Origin of the sequence: Pseudomonas canadensis (assembly GCF_030980095.1) — a bacterium.
Taxonomy (GTDB): Bacteria; Pseudomonadota; Gammaproteobacteria; order Pseudomonadales; family Pseudomonadaceae; genus Aquipseudomonas; species Aquipseudomonas canadensis.
Map to the genome: position 1 here is coordinate 1,425,010 of NZ_CP133298.1, position 15,689 is coordinate 1,440,698.

Annotated in this window: 15 protein-coding genes; 7 read left to right on the top strand and 8 right to left on the bottom strand. The window is 60.9% G+C overall.

The window, feature by feature from the left end; genetic code table 11:
* The first annotated feature begins 24 nt into the window (after window positions 1-24).
* From RB216_RS06500 to pdxH, 4 genes are all read left to right on the top strand, one after another.
* Window positions 25-2,322 (top strand): beta-galactosidase, encoded by a 2,298-nt coding sequence (locus RB216_RS06500; protein WP_308908441.1) that lies wholly within the window; start codon window positions 25-27, stop codon window positions 2,320-2,322.
* An 82-nt stretch (window positions 2,323-2,404) separates the two neighbouring features.
* Window positions 2,405-3,550 (top strand): EstA family serine hydrolase, encoded by a 1,146-nt coding sequence (locus RB216_RS06505; protein WP_028619243.1) that lies wholly within the window; start codon window positions 2,405-2,407, stop codon window positions 3,548-3,550.
* 143 nt (window positions 3,551-3,693) lie between these two features.
* Complete coding sequence (locus tag RB216_RS06510) at window positions 3,694-4,845, top strand: OmpA family protein (RefSeq protein ID WP_028619244.1); 1,152 nt, start codon at window positions 3,694-3,696, stop codon at window positions 4,843-4,845.
* Between the two features lie 27 nt (window positions 4,846-4,872).
* On the top strand, window positions 4,873-5,520 hold the full coding sequence (pdxH, locus tag RB216_RS06515; protein ID WP_028619245.1) for a pyridoxamine 5'-phosphate oxidase: 648 nt from the start codon (window positions 4,873-4,875) through the stop codon (window positions 5,518-5,520).
* Window positions 5,521-5,556: 36 nt separating this feature from the next.
* Here pdxH and RB216_RS06520 read toward each other — a convergent pair whose 3' ends face one another.
* Window positions 5,557-5,817: a hypothetical protein gene (locus tag RB216_RS06520; RefSeq protein ID WP_028619246.1), complete on the bottom strand. Its 261-nt coding sequence runs from the start codon at window positions 5,815-5,817 to the stop codon at window positions 5,557-5,559.
* 157 nt (window positions 5,818-5,974) lie between these two features.
* Here RB216_RS06520 and RB216_RS06525 point away from each other — a divergent pair, with 157 nt between their 5' ends.
* On the top strand, window positions 5,975-6,439 hold the full coding sequence (locus RB216_RS06525; RefSeq protein ID WP_003189251.1) for an outer membrane lipoprotein: 465 nt from the start codon (window positions 5,975-5,977) through the stop codon (window positions 6,437-6,439).
* A 403-nt stretch (window positions 6,440-6,842) separates the two neighbouring features.
* Here the strand turns inward: RB216_RS06525 and nhaA are convergent, their stop codons facing one another.
* A complete protein-coding gene (gene nhaA / locus RB216_RS06530; RefSeq protein ID WP_028619247.1) occupies window positions 6,843-8,030 on the bottom strand; it encodes a Na+/H+ antiporter NhaA in 1,188 nt (395 codons plus the stop codon).
* A gap of 216 nt (window positions 8,031-8,246) precedes the next feature.
* Here nhaA and RB216_RS06535 point away from each other — a divergent pair, with 216 nt between their 5' ends.
* On the top strand, window positions 8,247-9,341 hold the full coding sequence (locus RB216_RS06535) for a PLP-dependent cysteine synthase family protein (RefSeq protein ID WP_122686368.1): 1,095 nt from the start codon (window positions 8,247-8,249) through the stop codon (window positions 9,339-9,341).
* A 94-nt stretch (window positions 9,342-9,435) separates the two neighbouring features.
* Here RB216_RS06535 and RB216_RS06540 read toward each other — a convergent pair whose 3' ends face one another.
* From RB216_RS06540 to RB216_RS06550, 3 genes are all read right to left on the bottom strand, one after another.
* Entirely contained in the window at window positions 9,436-11,049 is a 1,614-nt protein-coding gene (locus tag RB216_RS06540) for an NAD(P)/FAD-dependent oxidoreductase (protein WP_028619249.1), read from the bottom strand.
* 106 nt (window positions 11,050-11,155) lie between these two features.
* Window positions 11,156-11,827: a COG3650 family protein gene (locus RB216_RS06545; RefSeq protein ID WP_308908442.1), complete on the bottom strand. Its 672-nt coding sequence runs from the start codon at window positions 11,825-11,827 to the stop codon at window positions 11,156-11,158.
* 96 nt (window positions 11,828-11,923) lie between these two features.
* Window positions 11,924-12,523, bottom strand: coding sequence for a short chain dehydrogenase (locus RB216_RS06550; protein ID WP_028619251.1), 600 nt, complete (start codon window positions 12,521-12,523; stop codon window positions 11,924-11,926).
* Between the two features lie 104 nt (window positions 12,524-12,627).
* Here RB216_RS06550 and RB216_RS06555 point away from each other — a divergent pair, with 104 nt between their 5' ends.
* Entirely contained in the window at window positions 12,628-13,536 is a 909-nt protein-coding gene (locus tag RB216_RS06555) for a LysR family transcriptional regulator (protein WP_028619252.1), read from the top strand.
* Here the strand turns inward: RB216_RS06555 and RB216_RS06560 are convergent.
* Genes RB216_RS06560 through bufB form a run of 3 tightly spaced genes read right to left on the bottom strand, consistent with a single transcriptional unit; the run spans window position 13,533 to window position 15,666 of the window.
* A complete protein-coding gene (locus RB216_RS06560; RefSeq protein ID WP_308908444.1) occupies window positions 13,533-14,018 on the bottom strand; it encodes a DoxX family protein in 486 nt (161 codons plus the stop codon). The genes RB216_RS06555 and RB216_RS06560 overlap by 4 nt on opposite strands.
* Complete coding sequence (locus tag RB216_RS06565) at window positions 14,015-14,791, bottom strand: HvfC/BufC N-terminal domain-containing protein (RefSeq protein WP_308908445.1); 777 nt, start codon at window positions 14,789-14,791, stop codon at window positions 14,015-14,017. The genes RB216_RS06560 and RB216_RS06565 overlap by 4 nt, the downstream gene beginning before the upstream one ends.
* Window positions 14,788-15,666 carry an MNIO family bufferin maturase gene (gene bufB / locus RB216_RS06570; protein WP_308908446.1) on the bottom strand — a complete coding sequence of 293 codons (879 nt, stop codon included), beginning with the start codon at window positions 15,664-15,666 and terminating at the stop codon, window positions 14,788-14,790. The genes RB216_RS06565 and bufB overlap by 4 nt, the downstream gene beginning before the upstream one ends.
* Window positions 15,667-15,689: the final 23 nt, after the last annotated feature.

Here is a 15,689-nt window from a genome sequence, read left to right on the forward strand (position 1 = left end):
GCCGTCTGGGAGAACCTTGCTCGTATGATTCGCACGCTGCCCGCCCTTTTTGCCCTGCTGTTCGCCGCGCCCTTGATGGCCGCGCCTGCCGGGCAACAGACCTTGTTCAACTTCGTCCGGCCCGCTGATGTGGTCAAGGTGGCGACCCAGGACGCCAGCCTGCCGCAGTACAACGCCGAGCAGACCCCCGAAGGCGAAGTGTTGCGCCGCATCACGTTCAACCCGGCTGCCGAACCCAGCCTGGTGCTCAGCCCACAGACGGGCGCCTGGGACTGGTCCCAGTCGGGGGCCATGAGTCTGCGCATCCAGAGTGCGATGGATTGGGCGCTGACGCTCTACGTCAAGGTGCAGAGCAGCGACGGCCGTACCCTGGTCAGTCGCATCGACCTTCCGGCGGGCCCGGCGCAAACCTTGTTGGTCCCGTTGCAGGCCAACTCGCCGTTGAGCCAGGGCATGAAGGCCGGCCCGCCGATGCCGATCACCCTAGACGGCCAGCGTGTCTTGCTGGCCAGCAGCGCGGGTGAAATCGACCGCAGCCAGGTGGTTTCGGTGACGTTGTCGATGATCAAGCCCAACGCCGCCCAAAGCATCCTGCTGGAGCGCTTTGGCGTGCAGGACAGCGAGCCGGTGTTGAAGGCTGCCTACAGCGAATTGGTGGATGCCTATGGTCAATCCGCCCGTGCGCGCTGGCCGGAAAAAGTCAGCAGCGACGAACAACTCAAGGCCGCCGCTGCCAAGGAGCAACAGCAGCTCCAGGGCTGGCTGGCCACGCGGGAAAAGTCCTCGTTGGATAAGTACGGTGGCTGGAACAAAGGTCCGGCGTTCGACGCCAGCGGGTTTTTCCGCACCGAGAAACGCGATGGGCGCTGGTACCTGGTGACGCCGGAGGGGCATGCGTTCTATTCGCTGGGCGTCAACACCGTGGCCCCGGACAACAACCAGACCTACGTGTCCGGCCGTGAATGGATGTTCGCGGTGCTGCCCAAGGCCGGCGAACCGTTCGACAAGTATTACGGCAGCGGCGACAACCGCACCGGCAACGGCGCGGGTGAAGGCCGCAGCTTTGGCGCCGGGCGCTGGTACGATTTCTACGGCGCCAACCTGCAACGCACTTATGGCGGTGACGGGTTTGACCAGACCCGCTGGACCACTCACACCCTCGACCGCCTGCAAGCCTGGGGTTTCAACACCGTGGGCAATTGGAGCGACGACGATCTCGCCCGTGCCGATCGCGTGCCTTACACCTTGCCGCTGTCGATCGTCGGCGACTACACCAGCATCAGCACCGGCACCGACTGGTGGGGTGGCATGCCCGATCCGTTCGACCCGCGCTTCGCCATGGCCACCGAGCGCGCCGTGGCCATCGCTGCCCGCGATCACCGTGATGATCCGTGGTTGATCGGTTTCTTTGCCGACAACGAGTTGGCCTGGGCCGGCCCAGGTGATGATCCGAAGTCCCGCTATGCCTTGGCCTACGGCACCTTGCGCATGACCACCGATGTCCCGGCCAAGCGCGCGTTCCTCAAGCAACTGCGCGACAAGTACCGTAACGAAGAAGGGCTGTCGAAAGCCTGGGGCATCGAACTGAAGGGCTGGGAGCTGATGGAAGACCCGGGCTTTGAACCGCCGATGCCCAACCCCGAACACCCGGAAATCGAAGCGGACTTCAAGTATTTCCAGAAGACCTTTGCCGATGCCTACTTCAAGACCATTTCCGACTCGCTGAAGTGGCATGCACCCAACCAACTGCTGTTGGGTGGTCGTTTTGCGGTGAGCACGCCGGAAGCCGTGGCGTCCTGTGCCCAGTATTGCGATGTGCTGAGCTTCAACATGTACACCCTCAAGCCGCAGGACGGTTATGACTTCGCCACCCTGCGTGCGCTGGATAAGCCAGTGCTGATCACCGAATTCAACTTTGGCTCGGCTGACCGTGGGCCGTTCTGGGGGGGAGTGACCCAACTGGCCAAGGAAGAGGACCGTGGTGTGGCGTACGGCAACTTCCTCAAGCAGGCCATGGCCGAGCCGTCGATTGTCGGCGTGCATTGGTTCCAGTACCTGGATCAGCCGGCAACCGGGCGTTTGCTGGACGGTGAAAACGGCCATTTTGGCCTGGTGGGTATCACCGATGTGCCGTTCCAGGGCTTTGTCGACAGCGTGCGCAAAAGCAACCTGGCGGCGGTCGATCAACTGGGCAAGGAAGCAGAAAAGGCCAAGGCGGCGGGCGCCGTGCGTGAAAGCGAAGGCGGCAGGGCCGGGCACGAAGGCAAAGGCCCGGGGCAGGGCGCCGGGCATGCGGGCGGGCACTCAGGGAATGGTCATTGATTGAGGGCTGACGGGTTCACAAAACCCACCAGTACTGGAACAATGTCGGCCACTTTTTGCTGTGTTGTCCGAGGGTGTTCAGGTGCAGATCCAGGGTCATTACGAACTCCAGTTCGAAGCGGTACGTGAAGCCTTTGCCGCGTTGTTCGATGACCCGCAGGAGCGTGGTGCCGGGCTGTGTATCCAGATAGGCGGCGAAACCGTCGTCGACCTGTGGGCCGGCACCGCCGACAAGGACGGTGCCGAGGCTTGGCACAGTGACACCATCGTCAACCTGTTCTCCTGTACCAAGACGTTTACCGCCGTCACGGCCTTGCAGTTGGTGGCCGAAGGCAAGTTGCAGCTGGACGTACCCGTTGCCAACTACTGGCCGGAATTTGCGGCGGCGGGGAAAGAGTCCATCACCCTGCGCCAGTTGCTCTGCCACCAGGCCGGGTTGCCGGCGATCCGCGAGATGCTGCCGACCGAGGCGCTGTACGACTGGCAACTGATGGTCGACACCCTGGCGGCCGAAGCCCCGTGGTGGACGCCCGGCCAAGGTCATGGCTACGAGGCGATCACCTACGGCTGGCTGGTGGGTGAATTGCTCCGTCGCGCCGATGGGCGTGGGCCGGGAGAATCCATCGTGGCGCGGGTTGCGCGGCCATTGGGGCTGGACTTCCATGTGGGCCTGGCGGATGAAGAGTTTTATCGCGTGGCACATATAGCGCGTAGCAAAGGCAATATGGGCGATGAAGCGGCACAGCGTTTACTGCAAGTAATGATGCGTGAACCTGCGGCCATGACGACGCGTGCTTTTGCTAATCCACCGTCTATTCTGACCAGCACTAACAAACCTGAATGGCGCCGTATGCAGCAGCCAGCGGCAAATGGTCACGGTAATGCACGCAGCCTGGCGGGCTTTTATAGCGGCTTATTGGACGGTAGTTTGCTCGAAGCCGACATGCTTGAACAATTGACCCGCGAACACAGTATCGGGCCGGATAAAACATTATTGACACAAACCCGTTTTGGCCTGGGTTGCATGTTGGACCAACCGCAGCTGCCCAATGCCACCTTCGGCCTTGGCCCGCGTGCATTCGGGCATCCCGGCGCAGGCGGCTCGGTAGGCTTTGCCGACCCAGAGCATGATGTAGCGTTTGGTTTCGTCACTAATACATTGGGGCCTTATGTACTTATGGACCCACGGGCACAGAAGTTGGTCGGAATATTGGCCGGTTGTCTGTAAACCCCTTGCTGTTTCACGTTTTTTTGTTACAAAGGCAACTATAAGAAGGCGCTGAACGAAATGATGTAACTTTAATGTTCTGTAAGCGTCTGTTTAACGGGTCATCCAGACCCCCGTTTCTTTTCTCATTTTGTGGATATCTCATGTTATCGAACAAGTCCTTGGCACTGGCGCTATGCCTCACTATTACCGGCTGCGCACAAACTCCACAAAATGATGCCGAGGGCGGGCATTGGTGGTCATTTGGATCTGATAAGGCCGCGACCAAGGACGCAGTGACCCAAACCGATGCCAAGCCGGAGGCTAAACCGGACACCAAGCCCGCTGCCGGCGCCAAGCCTGCCGCCCCGGTAGCCGCCGCTGCCGCCCCAGCCGCCAAGGCTGACACCGGCTCCAGCTGGTGGCCGTTCTCGTCCAAGACTGCCGACGAAAAGGCCGCCGATGCCAAGGCCGACCTGAAAGCCGACCTCAAGGCCGCCGAGCCCGCACCTGCCGCCACTCCAGCCGTCGCCAAGAACGACACCGAAACCAAATGGTGGTGGCCGTTCGAAAGCAAACCCAAGCCATTGGCCAAGGTCGACGTGACCAACGTGCCGATGCCTGACCCGAAAATCACTCAGGCCTGGTTGGATGACTATGAGCCACGCCTGCGCGCCGCCATCAAGGACAGCAACCTGCAACTGGAACGTCGTGACAACGTGCTCGTCGTGATCGCGCCGGTAGACGGTTCCTACAACCCGAAACGCCCAGCCATGTTGCTGCCGGTCACCCTGGGTCCGTTCACCCGCGTCGCCAAGGCCGTTGAAGCCGATCCGAAGACCGCCGTACTGGTACTGGGCCACGTCGACGCAACGGGCACCGCCCCAGCCAGCCAGGCGCTGACCAAGGAACGTGCACAATCCATCGCGTCGATCTTCAGCCTCAGCGGCCTGAAGCAGGACCGTCTGATGCTGCGTGGCATGGGCGACCTGATGCCACGTGCCGCCAACGACAGCAACCAGGGCCGTGCCCTGAACCGTCGTATGGAAATCATGTTCACTCAGCGCACCACCATGCTGGCGCTGTTGAGCAAATATCAGTCGGGCAAAACCCCGCCTGTCGCCGAGATGGTTGCAGTGCAGGACGTTCCGGCACCGGCCCCAGCGGCCAAAGCCGCCGCTAAAAAGGCGCCAGCCGCCAAGAAAGCCGCTGCCAAGCCAGCCGCCAAAAAAGCCCCGGCCAAGCCTGCTGCCAAAAAGCCAGCACCGGCCAAAGCCAAGGCTGCAGCCCCGGCCAACGACCAGGCAAAAAACTGATCCGCTGAACCACAAGGATAAAGCCGCATGACCCAGGCACTGGCCGATATGCGCCGTGACTACACACGGGATGGTTTGAGCGAGGCCCAGGCCCCGAGCGAGCCGTTTGCCTTGTTCCATCAGTGGTTTGCTGACGCGGTGAAAACCGAGCAGCCACCGGTGGAAGCCAATGCCATGACCTTGGCCACCGTCGACCAGGATGGTCGTCCGCACTGCCGCATCCTGTTGCTCAAGGGGCTGGATGCGCAGGGCTTTACCTTCTTCACCAACTATCAGAGTGCCAAGGGCCAGCAGCTCGCGGCGCGGCCGTTTGCGGCCATGACCTTCTTCTGGCCGACCTTGGAGCGCCAAGTGCGTATCGAAGGGCGGGTGGTGAAGGTCACGGCTGAAGAGTCGGACGCTTATTATCAGGTCCGCCCGCTGGGCAGCCGCCTGGGCGCCTGGGCGTCTCCGCAGAGCCAGGTCATCCGCGACCGCGAAGAGCTGCAGGACCTGCTCAAGGCCACCGAACAGCGTTTCAGCGATACCCAGCCCGACTGCCCCGAGCATTGGGGTGGCTACCGCTTGCTGCCGGAGCGCATCGAGTTCTGGCAAGGTCGTGCCAGCCGCTTGCACGACCGGCTGAACTATCGCCTGCAAGGGGCCGATTGGGCGCGCGAGCGCTTGGCACCCTGAGCTGCACCTTTCGTCACTTCACCTGAATGTTGCCCGTCACCCTGAAGTCTCTACACCAGAGGCTTCGGGCGTGTACTGCTGCGCGGCATTCTTCAGCCAATGCGGTAGGTCGGACCGTTTGATTTTCAAGTTGCGGGCCTTTTCCAGCTGCCTGAGCATGAAGGCACGCTTGTGCGCATCATTGCCCGCCAGGGAAAGCGCCAGATCGCGATCCACCCAGCGCCTGATGCGCAGGTACAGCCAGCCATGGAAATACAGGCCGGCAAGGGTTGTGACTACAATGATGAAGTAATCCATGAAGATCCTGGTTGGACGTTAAGTGCTACCGTTCGTCGATTTTTCTGGTGCGGGCAGTCTGTACTGAGGCTGAATGAAAGCAATTTTCTGCGGTGCTTGCCGTGACAGGCGTCAAGCTGCAGCGTTTAATGACCACCTGTCCTTTGGAGTTGATGCTATGCGTAAGTCCGTTTTACTGGTTGCCTGCTTTACCACCCTGTCGTTGCTGCTGGGTGGCTGCGCCTCGAGTCTGACCGGCGACTCGTACTCCCGTGACGAAGCGCGTCGTGTACAGACCGTGCGCATGGGGACCATCGAATCCCTGCGTCCGGTGAAAATCGAAGGCACCAAGACCCCAATTGGTGGCGCTGCTGGCGCAGTCATTGGCGGCGTTGGCGGCAGTGCCATCGGCGGCGGCCGTGGCAGCATCGTGACCGCCGTGATCGGTGCTGTTGCTGGCGGCCTGTTGGGTTCGGCCACCGAAGAAGGCCTGACCCGCACCCAGGGTGTGGAAATCACCGTTCGCGAAGACGACGGCAGCATGCGCGCCTACGTGCAAGCCGTGCAGGAGAATGAAATCTTCCGCATTGGTGACCGCGTGCGCATCATGACCGTTGATGGTACCAGTCGCGTTACTCGCTAAGCGCGGGTTGTAGAAACACAAAACCCCAACCGGGTGACTGGTTGGGGTTTTCGTTTTATGGGCGGCGGCCAGGTTAAAAGCAAAAAACGCAGGCAATAAAAAACCGCCTTAGTAGGGCGGTTTTTTATTGCATCCCCAACTATCGGCTGGGGATGCGACTCAAAGATGCATTGACCTGCATCCAAAGGCCACGTGTTCCGGTAAGTGTGCTGGAGGTAGGCCCAAAGTAATGGGGCCGAGTATGTCGAAGTTTGCACGGCGTATGTGGAACCTCGTAGTGAACTGCCTGCGTGCTTATCACGTATGGAAGTTCCTGCGAGACAGCTTCGATGACCTGTAAGGTCTGAGGAGTGGAGCCGCCTCGGTCAATCCGAGGCGGCTTTTTGGTTTTCGGTCTGTCAGTTCAACCCTGAAGCGTGGCCTTCTTACGACTCGCCATCGCCGTCACCGCATAACCAATACACGCCGCCAGAATCGATCCCGTCAAAATCCCCATCCGGTCCTCACCGGCAAACTCACTGGCACCCGGCACAAATGCCAGCGAACCGACAAACAGGCTCATGGTAAAGCCGATGCCACACAGGATCGCCACGCCAAACACCTGGCCCCAGTTCGCGCCGCTGGGCAGGGCGGCAAGGCCGGTCTTGATCGCCAACCAGGTGAGGCCAAACACACCCACGGTCTTGCCGATCAGCAGGCCAGCGGCGATGCCCATGGGCACGTGATGGGTGAAGCTTTCCAGGCTGACACCAGTCAAGGATACGCCGGCGTTGGCGAAGGCAAACAGCGGCAAGATGCCGTAGGCCACCCACGGGTGCAGCGCATGTTCCAGTGTGAGCAGTGGCGAGGGTTCGGCGTTTTTGGTGCGCATCGGGATGCAGAAGGCCAACGTCACACCGGCCAGCGTCGCGTGAACACCACTCTTGAGTACGCACACCCACAGGATCAGTCCAATGATCAGGTACGGCCCGAGCTTGATTACGCCCAGGCGGTTCATGGCAATCAAGGCAATCAAGCAGGCACCCGCGCCCGCCAGTGCAGCGCCGGACAGGTCGGCGGAGTAGAACACCGCGATGACGATGATCGCGCCCAGGTCGTCAATGATTGCCAGGGTCATCAGGAACAGTTTCAGCGACACCGGCACACGCTTGCCCAGCAAGGCCAGCACGCCCAATGCGAAGGCGATGTCGGTGGCCATGGGGATCGCCCAGCCGGAGAGTGCGGCGGGGTAATCCTTGTTGATCGCCCAGTAGATCAGCGCCGGCACGACCATGCCGCCGATAGCCGCCGCGCCTGGCAGCACCACTTGCGAGGGCTTGGACAGGTGGCCGTCGAGCAATTCACGTTTGACCTCCAGGCCGATCAGCAGGAAGAACAGGGCCATCAGGCCATCGTTGATCCACAGCAAGGCCGGTTTGGCGATTTTCAACGCGCCGATCTGGGCCACCACCGGTACGTCGAGAAACGCAGCGTACAAGTGCGACAAAGGTGAATTGTTGATGATCAACGCCAGGGCGGCAGCCGCGATCAACAACAGACCGCTGGCGGCTTCCAGCTGGAAGAAACGGGTAAAAGTGCTACGCAGAGGCAAGGGATGCTCTCCAATCCAGATTCAATAGGTGGGTACCCTAACCCGTACGGTTAGTTGTTAAAACAAAAGTTATATTCTTATTTGTTATAAGCAGCTGTTTGGCATGACGTTGTGCCTAAGCCTAGCAATTGTGTGTCCGATTGAGTCGGCACTGTATCTGTGTGAGGCGTAGGAAACCCCCTAAAATCAGGGCTTACACCTTTAGAGAAACTCTCCATGAGCGATCAACGACCCTGGGCACGCGAAGCCATTCGTATCATTGAAGCAGACTTCCAGCGCAGCGCCGACACGCACCTGATTCCCTTGCCGCTACCGGGGTTGCCGGGTATCGAGTTGTACTTCAAGGACGAGTCCAGCCACCCCACCGGTAGCCTGAAACATCGGTTGGCGCGTTCGCTGTTTTTGTACGCGTTGTGCAATGGCTGGCTCAAGCCGGGCGCGCCGGTGATCGAGGCGTCCAGTGGCTCGACAGCGATTTCCGAAGCCTACTTCGCGCGCTTGCTCGGTTTGCCGTTTATCGCGGTGATGCCGGCTACCACCTCCCAGGAGAAAATCGCGCAGATTGCCTTCTACGGCGGCAAAAGCCACCTGGTACAAGATCCCACGCAGATCTACGCCGAATCCGAACGTCTGGCGCGGGAAAGTGGCGGTCACTTCATGGACCAGTTCACCTATGCCGAGCGCGCCACCGACTGGCGGGCAAATAACAACATCGCTGAGTCGATCTTCCAGCAGATGCGCTTCGAGCAGCATCCGGAACCGAGCTGGTTGATCTCCAGCCCCGGCACTGGCGGCACGACCGCGACCCTTGGTCGTTATGTGCGCTATCGCCAGCACTGCACCCGCGTATTGTGTGCCGATGCCGAGCGTTCAGTGTTCTTTGATTTCTATCAGAGCGGCGACGCCAGCTTGCGCCTGGACTGCGGTTCACGCATCGAAGGTATTGGCCGACCACGGGTTGAGGCATCGTTTCTGCCCAAGGTAATCGATGCGATGGTCAAGGTGCCGGATGCGCTGTCGCTGGCGGCCATGCACTACCTGGCCGAGCGCTTGGGGCGGCGGGTCGGTGGTTCCAGCGGGACCAACCTGGTTGGCGCTTTAGTGGCAGCGCAGCAGATGAAAGCGGCGGGGGAATCGGGTTCGATCGTGGCGATCTTGTGTGATGGCGGTGAACGCTATGCCACGACTTACTACGATCAGGCCTGGTTGGCAGCGCAGGGTTACGGGTTGGAGGACTTGATTGCGGCCGTTGCGGCCAGTGTCGAGCGGGGCGAGCCGTTGCCGGACAGCATCCTGCGCGCGAATATCTGACACCCGGCAAAAACCAGTGGGGGAGCGGGCTTGCCGGCGATAGCGTCCTCAAGATCGCCGTCGCCGGCAAGCCGGGCTCCTCCAAGGGAAGGTGTCAGGCCTCGATGCCCAACATATCCCGTGCCAACGCCTCGGCAATCCGAATCCCATCCACGCCTGCCGACAGAATCCCTCCGGCATAACCGGCACCTTCACCGGCCGGGAACAGGCCTTTCACGTTCAGGCTCTGCATCGATTCGTTACGGGTAATTCGTAGCGGCGACGAGGTGCGCGTTTCAATACCGGTCAACACGGCGTCGTGCAGCGAGTAGCCCTTGATCTGCTTCTCGAATGCCGGCAAGGCTTCACGGATCGCTTCGATGGCAAAATCGGGCAAAGCCAGCGCCAAGTCGCCCAGGGATACGCCAGGCTTATAAGACGGTTCCACGCTGCCGATCGCCGTGGACGGCTTGCCGGCGATGAAGTCACCCACCAGTTGCGCCGGCGCCTCGTAGTTGCTGCCGCCGAGGACATAAGCGTGGGATTCCAGGCGCTCCTGTAGCTCGATACCCGCCAGCGGGCCACCCGGGTAATCCACCTCAGGCGTGATACCGACCACGATGCCGGAGTTGGCATTGCGCTCGTTACGCGAGTACTGGCTCATGCCGTTGGTGACGACACGGCCCGGCTCGGAAGTCGCCGCGACCACGGTGCCGCCTGGGCACATGCAGAAGCTGTAGACCGAGCGGCCGTTCTTGGCGTGGTGCACCAGCTTGTAGTCGGCGGCGCCAAGTTTTGGGTGGCCGGCGTATTTGCCCAGTCGCGCGGCGTCGATCAAGGATTGTGGGTGCTCGATACGGAAACCCACCGAAAACGGCTTGGCTTCCATGTACACACCACGGCCGTGGAGCATACGGAAGGTGTCGCGGGCGCTGTGGCCCAGTGCCAGGATCACATGCTTGGACAGGATCTGCTCGCCGCCATCGACGACGACGCCGTTCAACTGGCCGTCTTCGATCAGCACGTCGGTTACGCGCTGCTCGAAGCGAACTTCACCGCCCAGGGCGATGATTTGCTCGCGCATGTTCTCTACCACGCCGGTCAGGCGGAACGTACCGATGTGCGGCTTGCTGACGTAGAGGATTTCTTCCGGCGCACCGGCCTTGACGAATTCGTGCAGGACTTTGCGGCCGTGGAATTTCGGGTCCTTGATCTGGCTGTACAGCTTGCCGTCGGAAAAGGTCCCGGCGCCGCCCTCACCGAACTGCACGTTGGACTCGGGGTTGAGCACGCTTTTGCGCCACAGGCCCCAGGTGTCCTTGGTGCGCTGGCGCACTTCCTTGCCGCGTTCGAGAATGATCGGCTTGAAGCCCATCTGCGCCAACAACAAGCCGGCGAAGATCCCGCACGGGCCGAAACCCACTACGATTGGACGCTGCGTCAGGCCTTCCGGCGCCTGGCCCACGACTTTGTAGCTGACATCCGGCGCCGGGTTGACGTTGCGGTCATCGGCAAACTTGAGCAGCAGGGCGGCTTCACCCTTCACGTTCAAGTCGATGGTGTAGATGAAGCACAGCTCCGAGGATTTCTTGCGGGCGTCGTAGCTACGCTTGAACAGGGTGAAATCGAGCAAGTCATCACTGGCGATGCCCAAGCGCTGCACGATGGCGGGCCGCAGGTCTTCTTCGGGATGGTCGATGGGCAGCTTGAGTTCGGTGATTCGTAACATGACAGGATCCGGTAGGCGGCGGGCTCGGAGGCCGGCTGTTTTGCAAACCGGCGATTATAAGCCCCAATGGTGGTTTCCCGTCATGTTAAAACAGCACGGCGTGGCGTCAGTCGTCGCGCGAGCCGCCGAACGACGCACAACCGCGCTGCACCTGCCCGTTGACGCGCAGCTCGGCGGTCATGTGTTGTAGGCTGCCGCTGACCGGGTCGACGCAACGCTGCGGGGCGACCCACAATTCCACGTGTTGATTATTGGCTTCGGTCATCAGGTTGAAGCGGCCATCGCCGATTTGCTCTTCCACATAAGGCACCGCCAATGGCGGCTGGCCTTCGCGTTCCAGCACCAGGCCCTTGGCGGTGACGTTCATCACCCAGGTCGGTTTGTGGCCGTTGGCGCGCAGGATCATGCGTTTGAAGTCCGGGTCGTTGCAGGCCGAAGTCGAGCGCTCGACGCGGTAAAGTTGTTGCAGGTCGACGCTGCCCTCGGTGCCGCTGGCAACCCCGGAGAACTGGCCACGCAGGTCGGCAAACAACGCGCCTTGCTCGCCGGCAAGCGAAGCCGCTTCCTGCAGGATGCTGGTGCCGCCGGTGTCTTTGACTACATAGCTGCGTTTGTCGCCACACGGCTGGAACAGCAGTTTGCCGCCGATCGCCGTGAGCTCGCCCTGCATGCGGGTCAGCCCGGCCGTAGAAGGCTTGGCCGGAGCGTTATCGAACATCTGGCAGGCGCCAAACAGGGGAAGCAAGGCAAGTAGAGCAAGGGTATGGGCGGCACGCATCATCGAGTCTCCAGACAAGTGCCGCCACGTTACGCAGGCCTGCGCCGTACCACAACCCTGCCCGCGAGGTTCAGGCAATTCTGACAGGCAGCCTGATCACCCCACGATAAAGGTCTGACCGGTTTGCAGGCCCTCCACGCTTTTTGCGTAGGCCAACGCCACATCGGCGCCTGGCGCCGGTTTGTAGCCACGGAAGTACGGCGCGTAGCTGTCCATGGCTTCCAACAGGACCGTCGGACTCACCGAGTTGATACGCAGGCCACGTGGCAACTCGATTGCCGCCGCTTTGACGAAGGCATCCAGCGCGCCATTGACCAGTGCCGCCGAGGCGCCGGTGCGGATCGGGTCGCGGTTCAGAATGCCACTGGTGAAGGTGAACGAGGCGCCATCGTTGGCGTATTCGCGGCCGATCAGCAGCAGGTTGACCTGGCCCATCAGCTTGTCACGCAGGCCCAGTTCGAAGTCGCTTTCGCTCATGTCGCCCAACGGTACGAAGTTCACGCTACCTGCTGCGCAGACCAGGGCATCGAACTTGCCTGTCTGCTCGAACAGTGTGCGGATCGACGCGCTGTCGCTGATATCCACCTGGAAGTCGCCGCTGTTGCGGCCGATGCTGATCACGTCGTGACGCTGAGCCAGTTCTGCCTTGACCGCCGAGCCGACTGTGCCGCTGGCGCCAATCAATAGGATTTTCATGGTGCTGTTCCTCCAGGGGGTAAGTGAGGGTTCAGTCTAGAGTGGCTTTTTCTGCGGATAAACGCGCTAATAGGCAACCTTTGGTTTTCAAATGGAAACAATCCATGAGTGAGATGGATGACCTGGCGGCGTTTGCCGTGCTGATCGAGGCCGGCAGTTTCACCGTGGCTGCTGAGCAACTGGGCTGCAGCAAAGGGCAGTTGTCCAAGCGGATCAGCCAGTTGGAAGCGCGGTTTTCCGTGGTCTTGCTGCACCGCACCACGCGCAAACTCAGCCTGACAGCCGCGGGTGCGGCGTTGCTGCCCCAGGCCCAGGCATTGGTGGTGCAGGTGGATCGCGCCCGACAGGCATTGGCGCGGCTCAAGGACGACCTGGCCGGACCGGTGCGCATGACGGTGCCGGTGTCGTTGGGCGAGACATTCTTCGACGGGTTGTTGCTGGAGTTTTCCAAGCAGTACCCGCAGGTGCAGATCGAGTTGGAGCTCAACAACAGTTATCGCGATCTGGCGCGGGATGGTTTTGATTTGGGGGTACGCTCAGGCGCGATTGAAAACGAGCGCCTGGTGGCCAAGCCGCTGCTGGCCTGGCATGAGATGACATGCGCCAGCCCGGCGTACCTTGAACAACATGGCGAGCCACAGACCCCGGCCGACCTGGCCACGCACACTTGCCTGCTCAACAGCCATTACAGCGGGCGTGAAGAGTGGCTGTACCACCAGCAGCACGAGTTGCTGCGGGTGCGGGTCAGCGGCACGTTTGCCTCAAACCACTACAACCTGCTGAAAAAGGCCGCGCTGGTGGGCGCCGGTATCGCGCGGCTGCCGTCCTATGTGCTTCCTGCAGAATTGGCTGACGGCCGCTTGCGCTGGCTCCTGCGCGATTATCAGACACGGAGCATGCCGATGTACCTGGTGCATCCCTATCAGGGTGGTTTGCCGCGCCGCACCCAGGTGTTGGCCGATTACCTGGTGGATTGGTTCAAGCGTAGCGGCGAGGCGCTGGATCGGCTTTAAGCGCAGCGACGGGCGATCAGGTGATCGATGGACAGACGTCCCGGCCCTTTGGCCACGAGCAGCAATAGCAACGCGATCCAGATGCCATGAGTCGGGTAGGCGTCCGGGTAGACGAACAACTGGATCACCAGGGTCATACCGATGAGGGCCAAGGCTGAGAAGCGTGTAGCGAAGCCCACCAGAATCAACACCGGGAAAAAATGCTCGGCAAATGCCGCCATGTGCGCCGCGATTTCCGGTGACAGCAACGGCACGTGGTATTCGCTGCGAAACAACGGCAATGTCGAGGCCGCCAATTTGGGTTCGCCGAATTGGAAGGTGCCGCTGATCAAATCAATCGCGAAGCCTTCGACTTTGGTTTGCCCGGATTTCCAGAACACCGCGGCGATGGAAAAGCGCGCGAGAAAAGCGATCAGGCTGTAAGGGATGTGTTCGAAAAGCGCGATGACCCGGTTGATCAGGCACGACGGACGAGTATTCATGGCGACACCTTTTGTTCTGGATGCAAATGAGTGATGGCGCTGTGGTTTATCAGCAGCGTCAGGCATTGGTGCAGGTCAAACTCGGCGGACGTTTCAAGCGTCTGCTCCACGGCTTTTTCCAAAGGCGTGCCCTGGGCCAGGCTGTCGATAAACGTGACTGAGCCGTGGTCGATCGCTAACACCTGAACCTCCAGGCCCCGACGCATGACCAGCGCACCCTGGGCGTGCCAGGGATTCAGAGTGGCCAAGCCGCCCTCGGCCTGGTGCGCGGCCCAGATGGATACCACCGCATAGGCTGAAGTCAAAGTGGCGAGGGAGGGATGCAGTTGCAGGCGCAATGTCCCCAGGTCTGTCTGGCCTTGCAGCGCTTGGAGAACCGTCTGCTGGTCCATCGGCGGGGTATCCGCTGCGTGATAGGCCCGTACGCGCAAGCGTTCCAGGCGCGCGACATCGGCCAGGTAGGGCACGCTGGCGGCAGGCTCGAAATCCTGGATAAACGCCGCGAACGCACTGCCGTACTCGCTGATCAACGGGGTGGTGGGTGGGCAAACCTGTACAAACAGGCCGGCCATCGCTCGGAAGAACTTTTCGCCCACCAGTTGCAATGTCACCGGATAAGCCGTTGCCAGCGCGTTGATCAACGAGCTGTGCACATTGTTGCGATACACCACGAAGCGGCTGGCGGGGTCGGCACCATTGCTGCTGAACAGGCCATCGGGACAGGCCAGGTCCGGCGCCAATAATGCCTCGGCGAAATCGTCATGCAGGCTCATGGGTTCACCTGCGACAGATGCCAGTCAGCCCGTTGAGCCTCGGCCAGCAGTACGCCAAACGCCGGCACCTGGTTATCCCGCTCGATCAGGGTTGCTACCGAGCCGACCTGCGCCAGTACTTTTTCGTACAGCTGCCACACGGCGTTATCGATAGGTGCGCCGTGATCATCGATCAGCAAGCGATCACCGAGGCTGTCAGTGTCTTCGGCAAAACCGGCCAGATGAATCTCGCCCACCGCGTGCAATGGCAACGCGTCGATGTAGGCAAGTGGATCGCGTTGATGGTTGATGCACGACACGTAAACGTTGTTTACATCCAGCAGCAAACCACAGCCAGTGCGGCGAATGATTTCGCTGATGAAGTCAGTCTCGTCCTGGGTTGAGCGCTGGAATTGCAGATAAGTCGACGGATTTTCCAGCAGCATGGGGCGCTTGAGGGTGCTCTGCACCTGGTCAACGTGTTCGCATACCCGTTGCAGGGTCGCGCTGTCGTAGGCCAGGGGCAGCAGGTCATTGAGGAACACCGGGCCGTGGCTTGACCAGGCCAGGTGTTCGGAAAAAGAGTGGGGTTGATAGCGTTCGATCAGCGCGGCCAACCGTGCCAGGTGCGCACGGTCCAGCGGGCCATCGCCGCCGATGGACAGGCCCACGCCGTGCAAGGACAGCGGGTACTGCTCTCGGATCAACCCCAGGTAATGATGAAACGGGCCGCCGGCCACCATGTAGTTTTCGGCGTGTACTTCAAAAAAACCGATGTCGGGCAAGGTCTCCAGCACGTCCATGAAATGCTCATGCTTGAGCCCCAGCCCGGCCCGACGGGGGAGGCCGGGCGCCTGAGCCTGGGAGACGGCTTGCAGGGATGTAAGGGTCATCATCAGTACTCAGGTTTTGCGAGGTT